The sequence below is a fragment of the Streptomyces sp. NPDC053079 genome (genome assembly GCF_044546695.1).
Taxonomy (GTDB): domain Bacteria; phylum Actinomycetota; class Actinomycetes; order Streptomycetales; family Streptomycetaceae; genus Streptomyces.
Genome location: NZ_JBITZJ010000005.1, coordinates 333,401 through 355,672 on the forward strand (window position 1 = coordinate 333,401; position 22,272 = coordinate 355,672).

The 22,272-nt window shown below is 71.1% G+C and carries 19 protein-coding genes; 9 read left to right on the forward strand and 10 right to left on the reverse strand.

Features of this window, described 5'->3' with window-relative positions; genetic code table 11:
• Positions 1-78: 78 nt before the first annotated feature.
• From ACIGXW_RS20480 to ACIGXW_RS20500, 5 genes are all read right to left on the reverse strand, one after another.
• Positions 79-327, reverse strand: coding sequence for a hypothetical protein (locus ACIGXW_RS20480; protein WP_399574304.1), 249 nt, complete (start codon positions 325-327; stop codon positions 79-81).
• 149 nt (positions 328-476) lie between these two features.
• On the reverse strand, positions 477-1,388 hold the full coding sequence (locus ACIGXW_RS20485) for a hypothetical protein (RefSeq protein ID WP_399574306.1): 912 nt from the start codon (positions 1,386-1,388) through the stop codon (positions 477-479).
• A gap of 83 nt (positions 1,389-1,471) precedes the next feature.
• Positions 1,472-2,353, reverse strand: a complete 882-nt coding sequence (locus ACIGXW_RS20490; RefSeq protein WP_399574307.1) for a hypothetical protein — start codon at positions 2,351-2,353, stop codon at positions 1,472-1,474.
• A gap of 2 nt (positions 2,354-2,355) precedes the next feature.
• Complete coding sequence (locus tag ACIGXW_RS20495) at positions 2,356-3,300, reverse strand: hypothetical protein (RefSeq protein WP_399574308.1); 945 nt, start codon at positions 3,298-3,300, stop codon at positions 2,356-2,358.
• 197 nt (positions 3,301-3,497) lie between these two features.
• Positions 3,498-4,397, reverse strand: coding sequence for a hypothetical protein (locus tag ACIGXW_RS20500; RefSeq protein ID WP_399574309.1), 900 nt, complete (start codon positions 4,395-4,397; stop codon positions 3,498-3,500).
• A gap of 123 nt (positions 4,398-4,520) precedes the next feature.
• Here ACIGXW_RS20500 and ACIGXW_RS20505 point away from each other — a divergent pair, with 123 nt between their 5' ends.
• Entirely contained in the window at positions 4,521-7,154 is a 2,634-nt protein-coding gene (locus tag ACIGXW_RS20505) for a valine--tRNA ligase (protein WP_399574310.1), read from the forward strand.
• On the opposite strand, the gene ACIGXW_RS20510 is transcribed toward ACIGXW_RS20505, so the two are convergent.
• The 5 genes from ACIGXW_RS20510 to ACIGXW_RS20530 form a co-directional block, all read right to left on the reverse strand.
• Complete coding sequence (locus tag ACIGXW_RS20510) at positions 7,120-8,346, reverse strand: hypothetical protein (protein ID WP_399574312.1); 1,227 nt, start codon at positions 8,344-8,346, stop codon at positions 7,120-7,122. The genes ACIGXW_RS20505 and ACIGXW_RS20510 overlap by 35 nt on opposite strands.
• A 138-nt stretch (positions 8,347-8,484) precedes the next feature.
• Positions 8,485-9,852: a glycosyltransferase gene (locus tag ACIGXW_RS20515; protein WP_071963351.1), complete on the reverse strand. Its 1,368-nt coding sequence runs from the start codon at positions 9,850-9,852 to the stop codon at positions 8,485-8,487.
• Between the two features lie 164 nt (positions 9,853-10,016).
• On the reverse strand, positions 10,017-11,147 hold the full coding sequence (gene wecB, locus ACIGXW_RS20520) for a non-hydrolyzing UDP-N-acetylglucosamine 2-epimerase (protein ID WP_399574313.1): 1,131 nt from the start codon (positions 11,145-11,147) through the stop codon (positions 10,017-10,019).
• Between the two features lie 127 nt (positions 11,148-11,274).
• Positions 11,275-12,000, reverse strand: a complete 726-nt coding sequence (locus ACIGXW_RS20525) for a response regulator transcription factor (RefSeq protein ID WP_399574314.1) — start codon at positions 11,998-12,000, stop codon at positions 11,275-11,277.
• The gene (locus tag ACIGXW_RS20530; RefSeq protein WP_399574315.1) at positions 11,997-13,139 is read right to left on the reverse strand and encodes an ATP-binding protein; all 1,143 of its coding nucleotides are present in this window, start codon (positions 13,137-13,139) and stop codon (positions 11,997-11,999) included. The genes ACIGXW_RS20525 and ACIGXW_RS20530 overlap by 4 nt, the downstream gene beginning before the upstream one ends.
• 140 nt (positions 13,140-13,279) lie before the next feature.
• Here ACIGXW_RS20530 and ACIGXW_RS20535 point away from each other — a divergent pair, with 140 nt between their 5' ends.
• The 8 genes from ACIGXW_RS20535 (at position 13,280) to rodA (ending at position 22,264) form a co-directional block, all read left to right on the forward strand.
• On the forward strand, positions 13,280-14,827 hold the full coding sequence (locus ACIGXW_RS20535) for a bifunctional folylpolyglutamate synthase/dihydrofolate synthase (protein WP_399574316.1): 1,548 nt from the start codon (positions 13,280-13,282) through the stop codon (positions 14,825-14,827).
• Position 14,828: 1 nt separating this feature from the next.
• Entirely contained in the window at positions 14,829-15,173 is a 345-nt protein-coding gene (locus tag ACIGXW_RS20540; protein WP_399574317.1) for a DUF4233 domain-containing protein, read from the forward strand.
• A 188-nt stretch (positions 15,174-15,361) separates the two neighbouring features.
• Positions 15,362-15,775, forward strand: coding sequence for a nucleoside-diphosphate kinase (ndk, locus tag ACIGXW_RS20545; RefSeq protein ID WP_071963346.1), 414 nt, complete (start codon positions 15,362-15,364; stop codon positions 15,773-15,775).
• Positions 15,776-16,061: 286 nt separating this feature from the next.
• Positions 16,062-17,081 (forward strand): rod shape-determining protein, encoded by a 1,020-nt coding sequence (locus tag ACIGXW_RS20550; protein ID WP_004950903.1) that lies wholly within the window; start codon positions 16,062-16,064, stop codon positions 17,079-17,081.
• A gap of 148 nt (positions 17,082-17,229) precedes the next feature.
• Positions 17,230-18,162: a rod shape-determining protein MreC gene (mreC, locus tag ACIGXW_RS20555; protein WP_399574318.1), complete on the forward strand. Its 933-nt coding sequence runs from the start codon at positions 17,230-17,232 to the stop codon at positions 18,160-18,162.
• A gap of 3 nt (positions 18,163-18,165) precedes the next feature.
• Positions 18,166-18,867, forward strand: a complete 702-nt coding sequence (gene mreD / locus ACIGXW_RS20560; RefSeq protein ID WP_399574319.1) for a rod shape-determining protein MreD — start codon at positions 18,166-18,168, stop codon at positions 18,865-18,867.
• Positions 18,864-21,068, forward strand: a complete 2,205-nt coding sequence (gene mrdA, locus ACIGXW_RS20565) for a penicillin-binding protein 2 (protein WP_399574320.1) — start codon at positions 18,864-18,866, stop codon at positions 21,066-21,068. The genes mreD and mrdA overlap by 4 nt, the downstream gene beginning before the upstream one ends.
• Positions 21,065-22,264: a rod shape-determining protein RodA gene (gene rodA, locus ACIGXW_RS20570; RefSeq protein WP_399574321.1), complete on the forward strand. Its 1,200-nt coding sequence runs from the start codon at positions 21,065-21,067 to the stop codon at positions 22,262-22,264. The genes mrdA and rodA overlap by 4 nt, the downstream gene beginning before the upstream one ends.
• Positions 22,265-22,272: the final 8 nt, after the last annotated feature.

Genomic DNA, 22,272 nt, shown 5'->3' on the forward strand with positions numbered 1-22,272 from the left:
CTTGCCGCGTAGGCATACGAGGAGGGGGCGCCCGGCATCTGCCGGGCGCCCCCTCTTATGACTGGACCTGCGAGAGCCTCAGCTCTCCTCAGCGAAGAGTTCTTCGACCTCGGAGATGGTGAAGGCGCGGTCCAGCCAGCGGGCCAAGATGGTGAGACTGGTGCAACTCGCGATGCGCTCCCGGGTCACTGGCGGCGTAGTGATTCCTCGCTTCTCCAGCACGATCAGCACTTGCTGTGCACGTTCCTCTGCCCGGCCCGCGGCCTTGCCCTCCAGCCATGTCTGCTCGATGAGGGTGCCACGGCCGGGGAAGAAGGTACGCGGCATGAGGTTCCTCCTGAAAGATCCGGTGAGCCGCCTCGTGGTGTGAAGTGACCATGGCCTGACGTTATGACCGCAGGGCGGAGGCGTGTGCGGGCATTCGCGGGCGATCACCCGTTCGAGTGGCTCCCGGGTGTTCTTCCGCTACCGCTGGGTCACTTCGCCTGCTTCGGGATCTCGACGCGGGTCTCCGTGCGGACCTTCACGGTGAGGTCGGCGGCGACGTTCAGCGGGACGTCCTTGCCGGCCAGGGCCGCGGACGCGTCGGTGAGGATGGTGACGCCCACGGTGCTGCGGTCGGCCCAGAAGCAGATCGGCATGGTGATGCCGTTCTTGAACTTGCTGTTCACGTACTTGGCGTTCTGGCACTTCATCACGGCGTCGTCCAGCCCCGCCGGGGTCATCTTCTGCGGGGTGCCGATGAGTTCGACGGTTCCGCCGCCCTCGGCGCGCTGCTTCCTCTTGCTGGCCTCGAAGAAGCCGTCCACCACCCGCTCGGGGTTCGCGACCTTTCCCCAGGCGCCGCTGAACTGCAGGTACCGGCCGCTCTCGCCGTCGCCGGCCTGGTAGTCGGCACCGGTGGTCTCGGCGTTGGCCACCCCCAGCGCGCGGAGCTCGGCCATGTCGCCGGAGTCGAAGCCCTCGCCGGGGTCCTCGGTGTCCTTCTTGAACTCACCCGCGACGGTGTCGGGCGTGGTGAGCTTGTACCGCTTGCCGTCGTCCGGAACCGAACTCCTGGCGCTGCTGCCGCCCCCGTCCCGGCTGGCCAGCAGCAGGAAGCCGCCGCCCGCGATGGCGCCCACCAGCACCAGGACGCCGATCGCGATGGCGATGCCCTTGCCCGCGCCACCGCCCTGCGGCGGCACCGGCGGCGGGTACATGCCGGGCCCACCCGGCTGCTGCCCCCACCCGTACGGCGCCTGCTGCTGCGGCGCCCCGTACGGGCCGGGCTGTTGCGGGTACCCGTAGCCGGGCTGCCCTTGCTGCGCCTGCGGCTGACCCCAGGGGTTCGGCTGCTGGGGCGGCAGCGGCTGCTGGGCGTACGGGCCCGGCTGGTGGTGGCTCATCGGGGTCCCCCTGAGGGCTTCGGCTGATCGGGTGAGGACAACCCGCGAATCCTGCCATGGCCCCTCGGCAGCGCTTCTACCGGCTACTTCGGCTTGCGGACCTCGTTGCGGACCTTGGCGGTGGCCTCGGAGAGGTCCTTGGCGGACATGACCTCGCCGGTGGCTTCGGACGAGCTTCCCGAGCCCTTCGTGACCCGGTGCTCGACGATGCCCATCGCGCTGGCGTCGCCCCAGATGCAGGTGCTCACGTCGGTCGCCGTCGAACTGCTGAGCGAGCTCTTGACGCGCTGCGTCTTGCACTTGAGGGACACACCGTCGAAGCCGAGAGGCCGGTACGCCGCGGTCTCCGACACCGTCTCGATGCGGTCCTTGTACTTCGCCTGGCTCTTCTCCATGTCGGCGAACAACGCGTCCACGGTCTTCGCCGGGTCGGCGAGGTCGCCGTAGACCGCCGTCACCTTCAGCCGCTGCTTCTCGCTGTTGGTGTAGGAACCCTTCTTGCCGGTCCCGTTGGCGATGCCGAACTCCTTGGCCTTCGCGTCGTTGCTGAGGTCTTCGGAGTCCTTGCTCGAGGACGTGGAGCTCTTGGTGTACTTCCCGTCCAGTAGCGTCTGCGGCATCTCGATCGTGTAGGGCGCCATCTTGGCGGGTACCCCGTCGCCACCGGCGTCCCCACCGCCGCCGCTGCCGCTGTCGCTGCCACCGGTGAAGAAGAGGACCCCGCCCACGATGGCGCCCACCACCACGAGCGCCCCGATCGTGATTCCGATGGCCTTGCCCTTGCCGCCGCCCTGGGGCGGCACCGGCGGCGGGTACTGGGCGTACGGCCCCGGGGCCTGGGGCTGTCCCCAGCCGCCGGGCGCCGGCTGCTGGGGGTAGCCCTGGTCGAAGCCCTGGCTGTACGGGTTCGGCTGCTGGGGCGGTATTGGCGGCGGGCCGTACGGGCCCGGCTGGTTGTGGCTCATGGCTACTTCTCCTTGCGGACCTCGTTGCGGATCTTGGCCGTCGCTTCGGCAAGTTCCTGGGCGGACATGGCGTTGCCCGTGGCGCTGGCGGCCCCCGCCATGCCGGAGCTCTTGCTGACCTGGTGTTGCACGACGCCCAGTGCGCTCTTGTCGCCCCAGATGCAGGCAGAGGTCTCGGCCGAGGAGGAGAAGCTGCCGATGGTGCTGGTGATCTTCTGCGTCCTGCACTTCAACACCGCGCCGTCGAAGCCGCTCGGCGAGAACGCGGTCCAAGGCGTGACCGTCTCAATGGTCGCCTTGTACTTCTCCGCGTTCTCCTTCTGCTTCTTGTCGCTCAAAGCGATCATCGAGTCGACCGTCTTCGTGGGATCGGCGACCGTGCCGTAGGCACCGCTGACCGAAAGCGCCTGCTTCTCGGCGTTGGTGTAACTCGAGCCGACGGACGTGCCGTTCTCGATGCCCATCGCCTTGGCTTCCGCGTCATCGGCGATGCTCTTGGGCTGCTTGTCCGGCGTCGTCGCCGACGTCTTCGTGAACTTCCCGCCCAGCAGCGACTCCGGCATCACCATCGTGTACGGCTTCACATCGCCGTCACTCCCACCGCCCAGGAAGAACACCGCACCGCCCACCAGCGCGCCCACCACCACGAGCGCCCCGATCGTGATCCCGATGGCCTTGCCCTTGCCGCCGCCCTGGGGCGGCATCGGCGGCGGGTACTGGCCCGGCATGCCCGGCTGCTGGCCCCAGCCGCCCGGGGCCTGGGGCTGGCCCCAGCCGCCCTGGGCGGGCTGCTGCGGGGCACCGTACGGCGGCGGCGGGGGCTGCTGGCCGTAGGCGGGGGCCGCGGGGGGCTGCTGGGGGTAGCCGTAGCCGGGCTGGCCGTAGGGGTTGGGGCCCTGCGGCGGCTGGGGAGGCTGGCCGTACGGGCCCGGCTGGTTGAAGCTCATCGGTGTCTGCGTCTCTTTCGCTGAGGGAACTCTCGCGTCAGTTCTGCGCCATCCTTCCGGACGCCTTACCGACGCTTTACCCCGGGGCCGCAACGGTTTCGGAACAGTTGACGTCCAGACCCATTTGTTGATCTTGATGGGCGCGGCATTGCGGAGTTTTCGCTCCGACTTCGGCCTATTCGGTGATTTCTACGCCCTCACCGGACCTCTACGCGTACGTCCTGCCGCAGCTTCGTCACCCGCTTGGCGGCCTCTTCGAGGGTGAGGTCCTGGCCCTGCACCATCAGCGCCGTGTCCAGGGCGAACACCGTGCCGACCGTGCTCTTGTCCGCCCAGATGCACAGCGGCATCCGCAAGGGCCTGGGCAGAGCGGTGTCCGCGTACTTGCCCATCTGGCATTTCATCACCGCGTCGCCGATCCCCTCCGGGGACATCCGCTCAGGGGTGCCCTCGAATTGGATCTTGGAGGGGTCGGTGTCGTTCTTGGCGCCCTTCGTCGCGTCCTCGAACATTCCGTCCACCACCGCCTCGGGGTTCCGTACGTCATCGCCCCAGGCGCCGGTGAACCGCAGGGTCTTCTGGGCGCGCTTGTCCTCGCCGGACTTGTACACGGCCGTGGCCTTCTGCGGGTTGGTGACGCCCAGGAGGGTGAGACGGGCCAGGTCCCTGGAGCTGAATCCGGTGCTGGTGTCGGCGGTGTCCCTCGTGTACTCACCCGCCACCGTGTCGGGCGTGACGAGCTTGTAGCGCTTCGCGTCCGGTGTCGCCGACGGCGAGGCGGAGGCGCTGGGCGAGGAGCTCGCGGGTGCGGTGGGGGAGTCGGCCTTCGCCTTCTTCTCCCCGTCGCCGCCCGCGAGGACCAGGACGCCGCCCACGATCGCTCCCACCAGGGCCAGTGCGACGACCGCGATCCCGATCGCCTTGCCCTTGCCGCCGCCCTGGGGAGGGATCGGCGGCGGGTACGGGGGCGGCATGCCCGGGCCCCAGCCGCCCGGCTGCGGCTGCTGGGGCTGCTGCGGATAGCCGTACCCGGGCGGCTGCGCGTAGGGGTTCGGCTGCTGCGGCGCCCCGTACGGGCCCGGCTGGTGCTGGCTCATCGTTGCCTCTGCGTCTCACGGAGATCGAATTCGAGACCATCCTTTCGGATGACATGTTCGCGCCTTGTCCCGGGGCGGAAACGGGTTCGTGAGCTGTCACCCCCGCCCCGTAGAATTCCGTCCGTGACCGATAACACTCAGCGCCCCGACAGCGGGCCGAACGACAGCACCCCCGAACTGCCGACCCAGTACGCGCCGGCCGAGGTAGAGGGGCCGCTGTACGAGCGCTGGGTAGAGCGGGGCTACTTCGAGGCCGATGCGACGAGCGACAAAGAGCCGTACACGATCGTCATCCCGCCGCCGAACGTCACCGGCTCGCTCCACCTGGGCCACGCCTTCGAGCACACGCTGATCGACGCCCTCACCCGCCGCAAGCGGATGCAGGGCTACGAGGTGCTGTGGCAGCCCGGCATGGACCATGCCGGCATCGCCACGCAGAACGTGGTCGAGCGCGAGCTGGCCAAGGAGGGCAAGTCCCGCCACGACCTCGGCCGCGAGGCGTTCGTCGAGCGCGTGTGGCAGTGGAAGGCCGAATCCGGTGGCCAGATCTCCGGCCAGATGCGTCGTCTGGGCGACGGCGTGGCCTGGAGCCGCGAGCGGTTCACCATGGACGAGGGCCTCTCCAAGGCCGTCCAGACGATCTTCAAGAAGCTCTACGACGACGAGCTGATCTACCGCGCCGAGCGCATCATCAACTGGTGCCCGCGCTGTCTGACCGCCATCTCCGACATCGAGGTGGAGTACCAGAACGACGAGGGCGAGCTCGTCTCCATCCGGTACGGCGAGGGCGACGCCTCCATCGTGGTGGCCACCACCCGCGCCGAGACGATGCTCGGCGACACCGCCGTGGCCGTCCACCCCGAGGACGAGCGGTACAAGCACCTGGTCGGCACCGAGATCGAGCTGCCGCTCACCGGCCGCCGCATCCCGGTCGTCGCCGACGAGCACGTCGACCCGGAGTTCGGCACGGGCGCCGTCAAGGTCACCCCGGCCCACGACCCCAACGACTTCGAGATCGGCCAGCGGCACGACCTGCCGTCCATCACCGTCATGGACGAGCACGCGGTCATCACCGTCCACGGCCCCTTCCAGGGCCTGGACCGGCTGGAGGCCCGCAGCACCATCGTCGGCGCCCTGCGCGCCGAGGGCCGCATCGTCGCCGAGAAGCGCCCCTACGAGCACTCCGTCGGCCACTGCTCCCGCTGCAAGACGACCATCGAGCCGCGCCTGTCGATGCAGTGGTGGGTCAAGGTCGGCCCGCTGGCCGAGGCCGCCAGCAAGGCGGTCCGTGACGGCGACGTCGCCATCCACCCCAAGGAGATGGAGTCCCGCTACTTCGGCTGGGTCGACAACCTCCACGACTGGTGCATCTCGCGCCAGCTGTGGTGGGGCCACCGCATCCCGGTCTGGTACGGGCCGAACGGCGAGATGGTCTGCGTCGGACCCGACGACGAGGCGCCCACGGGCGAGGGCTGGCACCAGGAGACCGACGTCCTGGACACCTGGTTCTCCTCCGGCCTGTGGCCCTTCTCCACGCTCGGCTGGCCCGAGAAGACCGACAGCGTCGCGAAGTTCTACCCGAACTCCGTCCTCGTCACCGGCTACGACATCCTCTTCTTCTGGGTCGTCCGGATGATGATGTTCGGCATGTACGCGATGGACGGCACCCCGCCGTTCCACACCATCGCCCTGCACGGCATGGTCCGCGACCAGTTCGGCAAGAAGATGTCGAAGTCCTTCGGCAACGCCGTCAACCCGCTGGACTGGATGGACAAGTACGGCTCCGACGCCGTCCGCTTCACCCTCGCCCGCGGCGCCAACCCCGGCGTGGACGTGCCGATCGGCGAGGACTGGGTCCAGGGCTCGCGGAACTTCGCCAACAAGATCTGGAACGCGACGCGCTTCGCGCTCATGAACGGCGCGACGGTCGAGGGCGAGCTGCCGCCCGCCGAGCAGCTGTCCGCCACCGACCGGTGGATCCTCTCCCGGCTCAACTCGGTCGTCGCCGAGGTGGACGCGTACTACGACGACTACCAGTTCGCGAAGCTCTCCGACACGCTGTTCCACTTCGCGTGGGACGAGGTCTTCGACTGGTACGTCGAGCTGTCCAAGGCCACCTTCGCCAAGGGCGGCCCCGAGGCCGAGGCCTCGCGCCGGGTGCTGGGCGAGGTCCTGGACGTCACGCTGCGCCTGCTGCACCCGGTCGTCCCGTTCGTCACCGAGACCTTGTGGACCGCGCTCACCGGCCGCGAGTCCGTGGTCATCGCCGACTGGCCGGCCGACAGCGGCTTCCGTGACGCCGCGGCCGAGCAGGAGATCGCGACGGTCCAGCAGGTCGTCACCGAGGTCCGCCGCTTCCGCTCCGACCAGGGCCTGCAGCCGGGCCAGCGGGTCCCGGCCCAGCTGGACCTGACCGGCACGGCGCTGGCCGCCCACGAGGACGCGATGCGTCTGCTGCTGCGCCTCCAGCCGGCCGGCGAGGGCTTCGCCGCCACCGCCTCGCTGCCGGTCGCGGGCGCGACCGTGGCGCTCGACCTGTCCGGCACGATCGACGTCGAGGCCGAGCGCAAGCGGCTGACCAAGGCGCTGGCCGCTGCCGAGAAGGACAAGGCGCAGTCCACGGCCAAGCTCGGCAACGAGGCGTTCCTCGCCAAGGCCGCCGAGGCGGCCGTGGCGAAGATCCGCACGCGCCTGGCGACGGCCGAGGCCGACATCGAGCGGATCACCGCCCAGCTGGCCGCCCTGCCGGCGAAGTAGCGGCCCAAGGCCTCGTACGACCCGGGTCCCACATGGGACCCCACGGCCCTTCCACAGGCCCCTCTTCCACCCGGTCGAGGGGCCTGTGCTGGTTGCGGTCCCGCCGGTCCCGTACGGGGGCGAACAGCACGTACGCCGTCGACACGGCCACGAAGCCGAGCCGGATCAGGCCCTTGGCCGACTCGTCGGGCACCATGAACACGCTGCCGTAGAGGACGATCAGCGCGATCCAGCTCCACCACGGCACCAGGCGCCGCTGTCCGCACACGTCCCACAGCAGGGTGCCCAGCAGCACGGACGCCGTGTAGTAGGTGTAGACGCTGGGGTCGAGGACGATGCGGGCGTTGGCGCCCAGCAGCACGACCGCCGCCCACCGGCCCCGCCAGACGGCGATCGTCCCGAGGGCGAGGCCGAGCGCGGCCTGGGCGGGCCGGGCCCAGTCGGGGGTCACGGGGGTGTTGCCGCCCAGCCAGCGCAGCGCGGAGGCGGGGCTGTTGGGAATGGTGAACTTCGCCGCGGCGAAGGACTGCGGGTCGACGACGAAGAACGGCAGCCAGGCCACCGCCACCAGGCCCACGCACCACAGGCCCGCGCGCAGCCACCGCTCCTTGGGCAGGGCGAGCAGCAGCGGCAGGAAGGCCAGCGCGGTGGGCTTGGAGTCCAGGGCCAGGGCCATGCAGATGCCGGTCGCGGCGGCATTGCAGCGCGTCAGGTAATAGACCGCCAGGGCGGTGAAGAAGAGCGCGAGGACGTCGTCCAGATGCGCGAAGCGGACCGCGACCTCGATCCACATGGGGATGAAGGCCAGGCCCGCGATGAGCACGCGCTGCCGCAGCCGCTGGTGGTTCGTGCCCGTGCCCAGGAAGTGCCGGGCGGCGCTGCGGCCGGCGAGGACCAGGATCACCAGGCCCAGCACCGACATGAACGCCTCGGCCAGCACTTGCCCGACCTCGGCGGGGAAGGGGTTGAACAGGCCCGCCACGAGGAAGCTGATGGGACCCATCTGCAGCTCAGGGTGGCGGGCGTAGAGGTTGAGCCCGCCGTCGCCCGAGGATCCGTAGATCAGCTCGCCGCCGGTGCGCAGGTAGTGCCAGGAGAAGCCGCCGCTGGGCTCGACGATCACGAACCAGAGCACCGCCCACGCGGTGAGCAGCAGCAGATGCGTCCGATTGCTCAGTTGTGGTATCCGCACAACGCTCCGTTCCGCCACCCGGAACCGTTCCGGGCATAAATATCACCGGCGGTCAGATGACGGAAGGGAACGGAAAGTTGCCTCGTCGGTCTCTTCTGTGACCGATCTCATGAGGCCCGTGCGGCTCGTGAGGGGGGCTCAGGCCTCGATGGCCACCGGCCCGGACTCCACGCGCTCGGCGTTGCGCCGGGTCTTCGCCCAGCCGTTGCGGCCGCGCAGCATCCGGACGAACCCGCGCGCCGAGGCGGGGAAGAGGTGGTACGCGTACAGCCACAGGGCCAGCCCCCACAGCAGCGCGGTCAGCATCGACCGGTCGGCGGCGCGGTCACGGCGGTAGAGCGGGCCCCACAGCACGAACGGCAGCACGGAGACGACGCCCAGCGCGAGCACCAGTGGCCACAGGGCCAGCATGCCGCCGAACGCCTCGCCCACGCCGTCCTGAGCGGCCGTCAGGCCGAGGAGGGTGAACATGATCGCGCACAGCGCGAGGGTGACCAGGTGGGCGACGGGCTGGAGGAAGGTGTAGAGCGTCTCCAGGACGCCCTTGCCGCCGTAGTGGCGCGAGGAGACGATGCGCGGCGCGTAGCGCACGCACTGCAGGTTGCCCTGGGCCCAGCGGGTGCGCTGGGTGAGGAAGCGGCGGCCGTGCGGCAGGCCCTCCTGGGAGACCCAGGTGTCGGCTATGTGGGCTATGCGGTCACCGGCCAGGATCATGTGCAGGCCCAGCTCGTAGTCCTCCAGCAGCGCGCCGCGCTGCCAGGGGCGGCGCTCGGCGGCGGCTATGCGGTCCAGCGAGGTCAGCCGGGTGAACTGGCCGTTGCCGCCGAGGCCCACGGAGCCGGTGCGGCCGCGCAGCAGCTGCATGCCGGCGTTGGAGACGGAGAACTCCATGTCCTGCATCCGGACGAGGAGACGGGCGAAGGCGTTGGCGATGCGGCCGCGGTCCTCGCCGAGCGGGCGGGGGTCGTCGGTGTTGCGCATCCGGACGCTGACCTGGACGCCGCCGATCTCCGGATCGCCGAAGCCCTGCGGGCCGGCGACGCGGGGGAGGGCGTGCGGGTCGAGCTGGCCGTCGGCGTCGATGACGCACACCACGACGCGCTCGCGGTCGGCGTCCTTGGACAGGAACTGGTTCAGCTCGTCGTACGCGGCGTTGAGCGCGGCGCCCTTGCCCTGGCGGGCGTGGGGGCGGCGACGGCTCACGAGGTGGACGCGGCGGTCGTCGTCGGCCAGGGCGGCGACGATGGCGCCGGTGCGGTCCTCGCTGTCGTCGTCGATGACCCACACGTGCGCGCCCGGGTGGTCGGCGCGCAGCCGGCGCACGGTGGTGCCGACGACGGCTTCTTCGTCCCGGCACGGGACGAAGAAGTGCCAGTCGAAGGCGCCGGGGTCGCCGTGGCCGGCCTCGGGGCGGCGGGTGTAGGCGTGGCGGGCGCCGGCCCAGTAGAGCAGGAAGCACAGGAGGAGGAAGAAGGGGAAGGCGAGGAGGAGGGGGCTGGAGAACATGCGGGTGGGGGCTCCGGGGGGGGGTGCGTTTACGGGGGCGGTGCGGTGCGGTGCGCGTCGCGGAAGGGGCCCCGGTCCCGCCCTTTCACCGTTTCTTGTCCTCAATCGCCGGACGGGCTCACATTGAGCCCCCGGTTACGGGAAGGGGCGGGGTGGGGGAAGGCTCAGGCCGCTGCCGCCAGTTGTTCCGGCGCGCCGATCGCGACCAGCAGCGCCACGATCCGCTCCGACGCCAGCCCGTCCCCGAAGGGACTCGGCAGGGCGGCCAGTCGCCGCAGACCGTCCGCGCCCTCCGCCAGGCGGCGGGTGGCGACCCGCCCGATCTGCGCCCCCGGCTCGACCAGGTCCGCGAAGTCCCCCATGGCCTCCGGCCGCTCCGTCGAGCGGCGGACGACCACCAGCGGGCGGCCGAGGACCGTGCACTCCTCCTGGATGCCGCCCGAGTCGGAGATCAGCAGCGCGGCGTGCCGGGCCAGGGCCAGGAACTCGGAGTAGCCCAGGGGAGCGGTCACCGTCAGCGGGGTCAGCAGGCCGGTGAGGCCCGCGGCCTCGATGCGGGCGCGGGTGCGCGGGTGGAGCGGCAGGACGACCGGGCGGTCGGCGGTGGCCAGGGCGGCCAGCTCGGTGAGGATGGCGCGCAGGGCCCCGGGCGAGTCGGTGTTCTCGGGCCGGTGCACGGTGGCCAGGACATAGCCGTCGGCGGTCAGCGCGTGCCGGGCCAGCAGCGCCGTGCGCTCCGCCGCGTCGGGGAGCTGGTTGCGGACGGCCTCGACGACGGTGTTGCCGGTGACGGCGATGCGGGCGTCGTCGATGCCCTCGGCGAGGAGGTTGGCGCGGTTGTCCTCGGTGGCGGCGCACAGCACGTCGGCGATGCGGTCGATGAGGACGCGGTTGTGCTCCTCGGGCATGTCGCGGTCGTGGCTGCGCAGCCCGGCCTCGACGTGCAGCAGGGGGATCCCGCGGGCGTTGGCGGCCAGCGCGCCGGCGAGGGCGGCGTTGGTGTCGCCCTGGACGACGACGGCCAGCGGCGGCTCGGCCGTGAACAGCTCGTCGAGCTGCGCGAGGGCGGCGGAGATCTGCACGGCGCGCGGCTGCCCGCCCACGCCGGTCAGGAACGTCGGCTCCGGCAGGCCCAGCTCGGTCAGGAAGCGGCCCGACAGCTCCTCGTCGTAGTGCTGCCCGGTGTGGACCAGGTGGGCGGCGGGGCCCAGGAGGCGCACGAGGTCGGTCAGCTTGACGAGCTCGGGGCGGGTGCCGAGAACGAGGGCGACGCTACGCGGGGGCAGGGACAGCACGAGGGGGACTCCTGAGGCCGGCGGCGGGGACGGCTACGAGACTGCGGTGCCCCGGTTGCGCGTCAGGAGGGTCTTCGGTTGCCGGACGGTTGCGAAGGGATGATCGAGGACCATGGTCCCGGGCCGGTCAGGGACCTTCGGCCCCCTCGTCCTCGCCATTGCCGCCGTCGTCGGGGCGGTAGCGGTAGCCCAGGCCGCGTACGGCCTCCAGGGGGTCGGCGGCCTCGTCGCCGGCGGCCTGGCGCAGTTTGCGCCGCAGCCGCAGCACCGCGAACTTCACCCGCTCACGGCCGGTGCCCTCCGGGTCGTCCCACACCCGGTCCAGCAGCTGGTCGGTGGTGATCACCCGGCCCCGGTTGCGGACGAGCACCTGCAGCAGCCGGTACTCGATGTCGCTCAGCCGCGCCTCGTGGCCCTGCCATACGGCCGAGCGCCGTTCGGGCACCAGCCGCAGCCCGTCCCCGCCGAAGGAGTCGCCCGCCCAGCGGGTGGGCTCGCTGCGGCGCAGCAGCGCCTCGACGCGGGCGAGGAGCTCGTCGTTGCCGAAGGGCTTGGGCAGGTAGTCGTCGGCGCCGGCGCGCAGGCCGCGCACCCGGTCGGACTCGGCGCCGCGGGCGGTGAGCAGCAGGACGGGCAGGTCGCTCATGTCGCGGGTGCGTTCGAGCACCTCCCAGCCGTCGAGGCCGGGCAGGCCGATGTCGAGGATCATCAGCCCGGGCCGTTCGGCGAACAGCAGGCGCAGGGCCTCGCGGCCGTCCTCGGCGTGGACGGCCTCGTGGCCGGCGCGGGTGAGCAGGACCCGCAGGGCGAGGGCGAGGTCGGGGTCGTCCTCGACGAGGAGGATGCGGGTCATGGCCGGGCCCTCGCTCCGGGTGCGGGCGGCGGCCCCTCCAGGGGCAGCCGGATGCGGAAGACCGCGCCCTCGCCCTCGCGGCCGCCGACGGTGATCGTGCCGCCGTGCAGCTCGACGACGGTACGGGCGATGGCCAGGCCCAGTCCGGTGCCGGGGTAGCCGCCGGAGCGGGCGTTGGGGGCCCGTACGAAGCCGGTGAAGATCTCGTGGCGGGCCTGCTCGGGGACGCCGATGCCGGTGTCGGCGACCTCGATGTCCCAGTGGACGCCGCGGGGGGCGGCGGTGACGGTGATCCGGCCGCCGGGCGGGGTGAACTTGGCGGCGTTCTCCAGCAGGTTTCCCAGGACGTGCTGGAGGCGGTGGCGGTCGCCGCGCAGGGCGGGGCCGGGCGCGCAGTCGAGGACGGCGAACAGTTCCGCCCGTTCGATCGCGCCCATCTGGTCCATGACGGAGTCCTCGAGCATGTGCGGTACGTCCACGGGGGCGAATTCCAGCTCGGGTCCGGCGGCCCGCATCCGGGTGGTGAGCAGCAGGTCGGAGATCACCCGCTGCATCCGTTCGGCGTTGCGCCGGATGGCGTCCAGGAAGGAGGACTGCTCGGCGCCGAGGCTGCCGAAGGCCGGGTCGGCCAGCAGCTCGCCGAAGCTGCAGATCGAGGTGAGGGGGGTGCGCAGCTCGTGGGAGGCGGCGGCGGTGAAGGCGTTGCGCTGTCCGGCGAGCTCGGTGAGCGTGCGGTTGTCGCGCTCCAGGTCGCGCTCGCGCCGCTTGGCGTCGGTGATGTCGGCGAACACCCACAGGGAGCCGAGGTAGGCGTCGCCGTGCCGCAGCGGTTCGACCTGGCGGCGGATCGTCCGCCCGTCGGTGAGCGGGATCTCGGCCACCCGGTGCACATGGCGGCCGGCCAGGATCTCGCCGGGGGTGCCCGGTCCGGTGTGGCCGGGGGCGAAGAAGGCCCGTACGAGCGGGGCGACGGGCCGCATGGGGGCGCCGGGGGAGAGGTCGGCCCGCCCCTCCAGGTCGAACATGCGGACGAACCGTCGGTTGACGGCCAGCACCTCGTCGGCCGGGCTCTGCAGCAGCGCACCGGCCGGCAGCGCCTCCAGGACCGCCTGGAGCCGGTCCCGGTCCTCGGACCCCATGGCTCTCCTTCGCGCGCACCGCCGAAACTCACTCAAGGGATCTTCCGGAAAAACCGTATGCCAAAGCGGATGTACGCGCTCCCGATGTCGTGGGAGGTGCCCCCGCTCTCCCGGGCGCCCCGGTCCGTAGACTGGGCCCCGTGAGCGAGCGCCCCCTGAACGACGAAAACGGCGAAACCGAACCCGGCGAAAATGGTGAAAACGGTGCAACCGACCGGTTCGCCGAGATCGTCGAAGCCGAGACCGACCGCGACCCCGACCTCGCCGTGATCGAGGCCGGCAGCCGCACCCTGCGCGCCCAGTCCGGGCCCCCGCAGGGCGACGGCGTCCCGGCCCGGCCGGAGGACCCGGAGGTGGACCGGGCGCTGCGCGAGGTGGAGAGCGAGCTGGCGGGCCGCTGGGGCGAGACCAAGCTGGACCCGTCGCTGGTGCGCATGGAAGCCCTGATGGACATCCTCGGCCAGCCGCAGCGCGCCTACCCCGCGATCCACATCACCGGCACCAACGGCAAGACCAGCACCGCCCGCATGATCGAGGCCCTGCTGGCCGCCTTCGACCTGCGCACCGGCCGCTACACCAGCCCGCACGTGCAGTCCGTGACCGAGCGGATCAGCCTGGACGGCGCCCCGATCGCCGCCGAGCGCTTCATCGAGACCTACCGCGACATCGAGCCGTACGTCCGGATGGTCGACGAGCGCGAGGACTTCCGCCTCTCCTTCTTCGAGGTGCTCACCGGCATGGCCTTCGCGGCCTTCGCCGACGCCCCCGTGGACGTGGCCGTCGTCGAGGTCGGCATGGGCGGCACCTGGGACGCCACCAACGTCGTCGACGGCACGGTCGCCGTGGTCACCCCGATCGCGCTCGACCACACCGACCGGCTCGGCTCCACCTCGGGCGCCATCGCCGCGGAGAAGGCCGGGATCATCAAGCCCGACGCCACCGTCGTGCTGGCGCAGCAGCCGGTGGACGCGGCGCAGGTGCTCCTCAAGCACTCCGTCGAGGTGGACGCGACCGTCGCCCGCGAGGGCATGGAGTTCGGCGTCACCGCCCGCGAGGTCGCGGTCGGCGGCCAGCTGCTGACCCTGCGCGGCCTGGGCGGCGAGTACGAAGAGGTCTTCCTCCCGCTGTACGGGGCCCACCAGGCGCACAACGCCGCCGTCGCCCTGGCCGCGGTCGAGGCGTTCTTCGGCATCGGCTCGCAGCACGCCCGCATCCTGGACATCGACACCGTCCGCCGCGCCTTCGCCTCCGTCACCTCCCCGGGCCGGCTGGAGGTCGTGCGCCGCAGCCCCACCGTGGTGCTCGACGCCGCCCACAACCCGGCCGGCGCCCGGGCCGCGGCCGAGGGCGTCACCGAGGCGTTCGGTTTCAGCCGTCTCGTCGGCGTCGTCGGCACCAGCGCCGACAAGGACGTGCGCGGCCTGCTGGAGGCCTTCGAGCCGATCTTCGCGGAGATCGTCGTCACCCGGAACTCCACCCCGCGCGCCATGGACGTGGACGAGCTGGCGGCGCTGGCCGTCGAGGTCTTCGGTTCCGAGCGCGTCCAGGTCGAGCCGCGGCTGGACGACGCCCTCGAGGCCGCGATCACCCTCGCGGAGGAAGAGGGCGAGTACGCGGGCGCCGGTGTGCTGGTGACCGGCTCGGTGATCACGGTCGGCGAGGCCCGGCTGCTGCTGGGAAGGGGCTGACATGAGGACGCTGTGCGCGAGCACCCTGATCGGTGAATTCTTCGTCATCGGCTTCGCCGGCCTGGTCGCCATGCAGACCTCCGACCTGTCCACGGGCACGGTCTGGGCCGTCAGCGGTACCGCCATGGTGCTCAGCGTCCTGCTGTGCGGGATGCTCACCCGGCCCGGCGGCGTCCAGCTGGGCTGGCTGCTGCAGATCGGCCTGATCGCCAGCGGCCTGGTCGTCCCGATGATGTTCATCCTCGGCGTGGTCTTCGCCGGCCTGTGGTGGGCCTCGGTCCACTTCGGCCGCAAGGTGGACGAGGCCAAGGCCCGCTTCGCCGCCGCTGCGGCGGACGCCGCATAGGGCCCGGTTGTCAGTGCCGGGTGCTGAACTGGGTTCAGCACCCGGGCCGCTGCTCCGCGCAGGCGGAGGTGAGCCGCCGGAGGCGGTCCGCCGTGGCCTTGCCGGCGATCACGGTCCGGGTGCCGCTCGGCTGCCGCGCCCCTGTACCCTCTGGGCCACACACTCGATTGCCGCAAGGAGCCCGCAGTATGAGCCAGCGCACCCTCGTCCTTCTCAAGCCGGACGCCGTCCGCCGCGGCCTGGTCGGCGAGATCGTCGGCCGCATCGAGCGGAAGGCCGGCTGGACGATCGCGGCGCTGGAGCTCCGCACCCTGGACCGTGCCACCCTCGAGCAGCACTACGCCGAGCACGTCGGCCGAGACTTCTACGAGCCGCTGATGGGCTTCATGTCCTCCGGCCCGGTCGTGGCCCTGGTCGTCGAGGGCGAGCGCGTCATCGAGGGCGTCCGCGCGCTGGCCGGCCCGACCGACCCCATCGCGGCCGCTCCCGGCTCGATCCGCGGCGACTTCGGGACCATCACGCGCGAGAACCTCATCCACGCCTCGGACTCCCCGGAGTCCGCGGAGCGGGAAATCAAGATTTTCTTTCCCGGCCTCGCCTGATACCGGATCAGCCGAACGTCCATTCTGATCAGGGGCGACCGATTTCTTTTCGGTCGCCCTCAGGCATATGCCGCGCCGAACGAGGGAACCTCTCACTCCGACACGACGTCACCATTACTGGGGCCAGCTCGTGTTCCACCCACAATGGCGGAGGAACCCTCGCACCGCGTTCGAGTGGGCGAGACTACGATGAAGCCTCGGCGCCCCGCAGCGCACCACACCTGCCGTCCTCAAGTAAGCAATCGCTCAAACTGGGAAGGCCAGACGTATCCTCATGGGGAACAACATGTCGTTCATCGGCCGTGACATGGCTGTCGACCTCGGGACCGCCAACACGCTGGTTTACGTCAGAGGCCGCGGGATCGTCCTCAACGAGCCGTCAGTCGTCGCGATCAATACCAACACCGGTGGGATCCTCGCGGTCGGCGCCGAGGCCAAGAAGATGATCGGCCGAACCCCCGGCAACATCGTCGCGGTCCGTCCGCTCAAGGACGGCGTGATCGCCGACTTCGAGATCACGGAGCGGATGCTCCGTTACTTCATCCTCAAAATCCACAAGCGCCGCTGGATGGCCCGCCCGCGCGTCGTGGTCTGCGTGCCCTCCGGCATCACCGGCGTCGAGCGCCGCGCCGTCATCGAGGCCTCCACCCAGGCCGGTGCCCGGCAGGTGCACATCATCGAGGAGCCCATGGCCGCCGCCATCGGCTCGGGGCTGCCCGTCCACGAGGCCACCGGCAACATGGTCGTGGACATCGGCGGCGGCACCACCGAGGTCGCCGTGATCTCCCTGGGCGGCATCGTCACCGCGCAGTCCATCCGGGTCGCCGGCGACGAGCTGGACAACGCGATCATCCAGCACATCAAGAAGGAGTACAGCCTCCTCCTCGGTGAGCGCACCGCCGAACAGATCAAGATCACCATCGGTTCGGCCTACGACCTGGAGCAGGACGAGCACACCGAGATCCGCGGCCGGGACCTGGTCAGCGGCCTGCCCAAGACCGTGGTCATCTCCGCCGCCGAGGTCCGCAAGGCCATCGAGGAGCCCGTCAACTCCATCGTCGACGCGGTCAAGACCACCCTCGACAAGTGCCCGCCGGAGCTCTCGGGTGACGTCATGGACCGCGGCATCGTTCTCACCGGCGGCGGCGCCCTCCTGCGCGGCCTCGACGAGCGGCTGCGCCGCGAGACCGGCATGCCGATCCACATCGCCGAGGACCCGCTGGACTCCGTCGCCCTCGGCTCCGGCAAGTGCGTCGAGGAGTTCGAAGCCCTCCAGCAGGTCCTGGACGCCCAGCCCCGTCGGTGACGAAAGGGGCGTCCCGTGCCGGACCGGAGGCGCTCGCTCCATGGCGCGCCGACGGCGCCTGCCCCAACTGATATACAGGCAGAACGCTCCCCGATGACCGTCCGGACCCGCAGCCCGGCGGTCCGACGAGAAGGGCCCGCCGCCGCACGTGAGGGACACACGAGAGAGCCGGCTGCTGCTGGTGCTGCTGATCGCGATCGCCTTCGCGCTGATCACGGTCGACATCCGCGGCGGTGAGCAGTCCCCGCTCGACGGCGCGCGGCACGCCGCCGCCTCGGCCTTCGGCCCGGTGGAACAGGGCGTGGCCGCCGCCGTCGACCCGGTCGGCGACGCCATCGCCGCCGTCCGCGACTCCGGCGACCGCAGCGACCGCATCAGCGAGCTGGAGCGCGAGAACACCACCCTCAAGCAGCGGCTCGGCAGCGACGACCGCAACCGCGGCCGCCTTCGCGAGCTCGACGCGATGCTCAAGACCGCCGGCCGCGGCCAGTACGGCATCAAGGGCGCCCAGGTCATCGCCATAGGAGCCGCGCAGGGCTTCTCCTGGACCGTCACCATCGACATCGGCGGCAACGACGGCGTCAAGCGCGACATGACCGTCCTCAACGGCGACGGCCTCGTCGGCCGCGTCACCACCGTGGGCCCCACCACCTCCACCGTCCTGCTCGCCAGCGACCCCAAGTTCACGGTGGGCACCCGCATGGAGAAGACCGGCGAGATCGGCTTCGCCAACGGCCAGGGCGACCGCTCCCTGCGCGTGGAGCTCCTCAACGGCAAGGCCGCCGTCCGCGAGGGCGACCGCCTGACCACCTTCGGCTCCAGCCGCGACAAGCCCTTCGTGCCCGGCGTCCCCGTCGGCGAGGTCACCCGCGTCGAGCCCTCCGGCGGCGGCCTCACCCGCACCCTGCAGGTGCGCCCCTTCGTCGGCTTCAGCAAGCTCGACCTCGTCGGCGTGGTCGTCCAGCCGCCCCGCGAGGACCCCCGCGACACCGTCCTGCCGCCCAAACCCGAGGCTCCCAAGCCGGCCCCCACCGTGACCGTCACCGTCACCCCCTCCCCGAGCGCCAAGCCCCAGGACTGACCGATGCGCCTGAACCGGATCCTGCTCTCGACCGCGCTCGTGGTGGTGGCACTCGTCGTCCAGGTGAGCGTCTTCGCCCGCCTCCACCTGCCCGGCGCCGTCCCCGACCTGCTGCTCCTCGTCGTCGTCGGCCTCGCCCTCGTCTACGGACACACCGCGGGCGCCCTCATCGGCTTCGGGGCCGGCCTGCTCGCCGACCTCGCGCCCCCCGCCGACCACGCCACCGGGCGCTACGCCCTGGTGCTGTGCCTGATCGGCTACCTCATCGGCCTGGCCAGACCCGAGAGCGGCCAGCTGCGCTCGGCCACCGCGCCCATGCTCGCCGTCGTCGGCGCCGCCATCGCCTCCACCCTGCTCTACGCGGGCGTCGGCTCCCTCGTCGGCGACACCGCCGCCCGCCACGTCGGCCTCACCGGCCTCGTGGCGACCGCCGCCCTCTACGACCTGCTGCTCGCCCCCTTCACCGTGCCCCTGATCATGGCCGTGGCCCGGCGCACCCTCGGCGATCCGCTCACCGGCGACGGCACCGCGGTCGCCGGCGCCGGCGAGCCCGCCTACCGGCGCAACACCGGTGGCAGCTTCCGCCTCGGCCGCATCAGCCGCAAGGGCCGCCTCGGCGGCCGCACCAGCCGCATCGGCAGCCAGCGCACCAGCCTGCTCGCCAAGCCGCGCAAGCCGAAGCTCAAGGGGGTCAAGCGGCTTTGACCAGTCGTCCTGAGACCGGGCGGACCTCGCGCATCACGATCCGGCTGGTCGTCATCCAGATCCTCGTCTTCTCGCTGCTGCTCACCCTCGGCGGCCGCCTGTGGTACCTGCAGATCCGCAACGGCGACCAGTACACCGCCGAGGCCGCCGACAACCACATCCAGCAGGTCGTCGCCCCCGCCACCCGCGGCTCGATCCTCGACGCCCGCGGGGTGCCGCTCGCGGACAACGAGACCCGGCTGGTGGTCTCCGCCAGCCGCACCGACCTGATGAAGATGAAGGACAGGGGCAAGGCCGTCCTCGCCCGCCTCGCCGGCGTGCTGAACCTCAAGCCCGAGGACGTCGCCGCCAAGGTGCGGCTGTGCGACGCCAAGACCCCCAAGCCGTGCTGGGCCGGCTCGCCCTACCAGCCCATCCCCATCACGGACGAGGCCACCACCCAGCAGGCCCTGCAGATCCGTGAGCGCCAGGAGGACTTCCCGGGCATCACGGCCGAGCCCACCGCCGTGCGCCGCTACGCCGGCCCGGGCGGCTCCAACACCGCACAGGTCCTCGGCTACCTCTCGCCCGTCAGCGACGAGGAGATCACCAAGGCCAAGAACGGCCGCTCCCCGCTGCTGCGCTCCGACCAGATCGGCCGCTCGGGGATAGAGCGCCAGTACGACACCGAGCTGCGCGGCAAGGCCGGCGTGACCCGCTACGAGGTCGACAACCTCGGCCGCGTCATCGGCAAGGCCAAGAGCGACAAGGCCGAGCCCGGCGCCAACGTCGTCACCAGCATCGACGCCCGCGTGCAGGCCATAGCGGAACGCGAACTGGACCAGGCGATGAAGGACGCCCGCAAGGAGATCGACCGCAACACCGGCGTCCCCTACAAGGCCGACGCCGGCGCCGTCGTGGTGATGGAGTCCAAGACCGGCCGGGTCGTCGCCATGGCCTCCAACCCCACCTACGACCCCAACGCCTGGGTCGGCGGCATCTCCGGCAAGGACTACAAGGAACTCACCGGCAAGGACTCCAACTACCCGCTGCTCAACCGCGCCATCCAGGGCCAGGCCGCCCCCGGCTCCATCTTCAAGGTCATCTCCACCACGGCGGCCGTCAACGCCGGATACGGCTTCGACGACGGCTACAACTGCTCGAGCTCGTACAGCATCGGCGGCCAGGTCTTCAAGAACTTCGAGTCCCAGTCCCACGGCTCCATCAACCTCGGCCGGGCGCTGGAGGTCTCCTGCGACACCGTCTTCTACGACCTGGCCTACCGCCAGTGGCAGAAGGACGGCGGCAACAAGCCCAAGAACCCCGCCGACTGGTTCTACAAGACCGCCCACCAGTTCGGCCTCGCCAAGGAGACCGGCATCGACCTCCCCAACGAGGTCCGCGGCCGCGTCCCCGACCGCGAGTGGAAGAAGAAGTACTGGGAGGCCAACAAGGACACCTGGTGCAAGCAGAGCGACAAGGACGACAGCTACGCCGGGAAGATCGCCAAGGAGAACTGCGAGTCCGGCATGCGCATGCGCGCCGGTGACTCCGTCAACTACTCCATCGGCCAGGGCGACACCCTCGTCACCCCCATCCAGATGGCCACCATCTACGCCGCCATCAGCAACGGCGGCACCCTGTACAACCCCACCGTCGGCAAGGCCATCGTCTCCAGCGACGGCAAGCGCGTACGGGAGATCAAGCCGGCCTCCCACGGCCGGCTGCCCTTCCAGGGCCGGACCCGCGACCAGATCGACGCCGCCCTCGCCGGCGTCGCCACCAACGGCACCGCCGCCTGGCGGTTCCAGGGCTGGCCCCAGAAAGAGATCCCCATGCACGCCAAGACCGGCACCGCCGAGGTCTACGGCAAGCAGACCACCTCCTGGTTCGCCACCTACACCGCCGACTACACCATCGTCATGACGATCTCCCAGGGCGGCACCGGCTCCGGCGCCTCCGGCCCGGCCGTCCGCAAGATCTACAACGGCCTGTACGGCGTCGACGAGAAGGGCAAGATCGACGAGAGCAAGGCGCTGCTGCCGCACCCGCAGGCCGGGCTGCCGAAGATCGAGAAGGACGGCACCATCGAGGCACAGCCCATCGCCTCGCCCACGCCCAGCCCCTCGGCGTCCGCCTCGGACGGCTCCTCGGCCCCGCCCTCGGGAGGACCGGCCTCGCCGGAGCAGTCCCCGTCCCGGAAGGAGGACGAGGACCGGTGAGTACCGCCGGCGGTTACCGCGTCCGCCGATTCACCCCCGAGCGCGGCACCTGGTCCCGGCTCACCGCCCGCGACTCCGTGCTGCGCCGCCTGGACTGGGTCATGCTGCTCGCGGCCCTGGCCCTGTCCGCCATCGGCACCCTGCTCGTCTACTCCGCCACCCGCAACCGCACCGAGCTCAACCAGGGCGACCCCTACTACTTCCTGCTGCGCAACCTCCTCAACACCGGCATCGGCCTGGCCCTCGCCCTCGGCGCGGTCTGGGTCGGCCACCGGGCGCTGCGCGGCGCCGTCCCCATCCTGTACGGCATCTCGGTGCTGTTCACCCTCGCCGTGCTCACCCCGCTGGGCGCGACCATCAACGGCGCCCGCTCCTGGATCCAGCTCGGCGGCGGCTTCTCCATCCAGCCCTCCGAGTTCACGAAGATCACCATCACGCTGGGGATGGCGATGCTGCTGGCCGGCAAGGTCGATTCCGGCGACCGGCGCCAGCCCGACCACCGCACCGTCATGGAGGCCCTCGCCCTCGCCGCGCTGCCGATCACCGTCATCCTGCTGATGCCCGACCTCGGCTCCGTCATGGTGCTCGTCGTGATCGTGCTGGCCGTGCTGCTGGCCTCCGGCGCGTCCAACCGCTGGATCGCCGGGCTCATCGGCACGGGCGTCGTCGGCTGCCTCCTCGTCTGGCAGCTCGGCGTCCTCGACGAATACCAACTCAACCGCTTCGCCGCCTTCGCCAACCCCGCCCTCGACCCGGCCGGCGTCGGCTACAACACCAACCAGGCCCGCATCGCCATCGGCTCCGGCGGCCTCACGGGCTCCGGCCTCTTCCACGGCTCCCAGACCACCGGCCAGTTCGTCCCCGAGCAGCAGACCGACTTCATCTTCACCGTCGCCGGGGAGGAACTCGGCTTCGTCGGCGCCGGAGCGATCATCTTCCTGCTCGGCGTCGTGCTGTGGCGGGCCTGCCGCATCGCCCGCGAGACCACCGAGCTGTACGGGACGATCGTGGCCGCCGGCATCATCGCCTGGTTCGCCTTCCAGAGCTTCGAGAACATCGGCATGACCCTGGGCATCATGCCCGTCACCGGGCTCCCGCTGCCCTTCGTCTCCTACGGAGGCTCGTCGATGTTCGCGGCCTGGATGGCGGTGGGACTCCTCCAGTCGATCAAGGCACAGCGCCAGATGTCGGCCTAGCCGCCGGA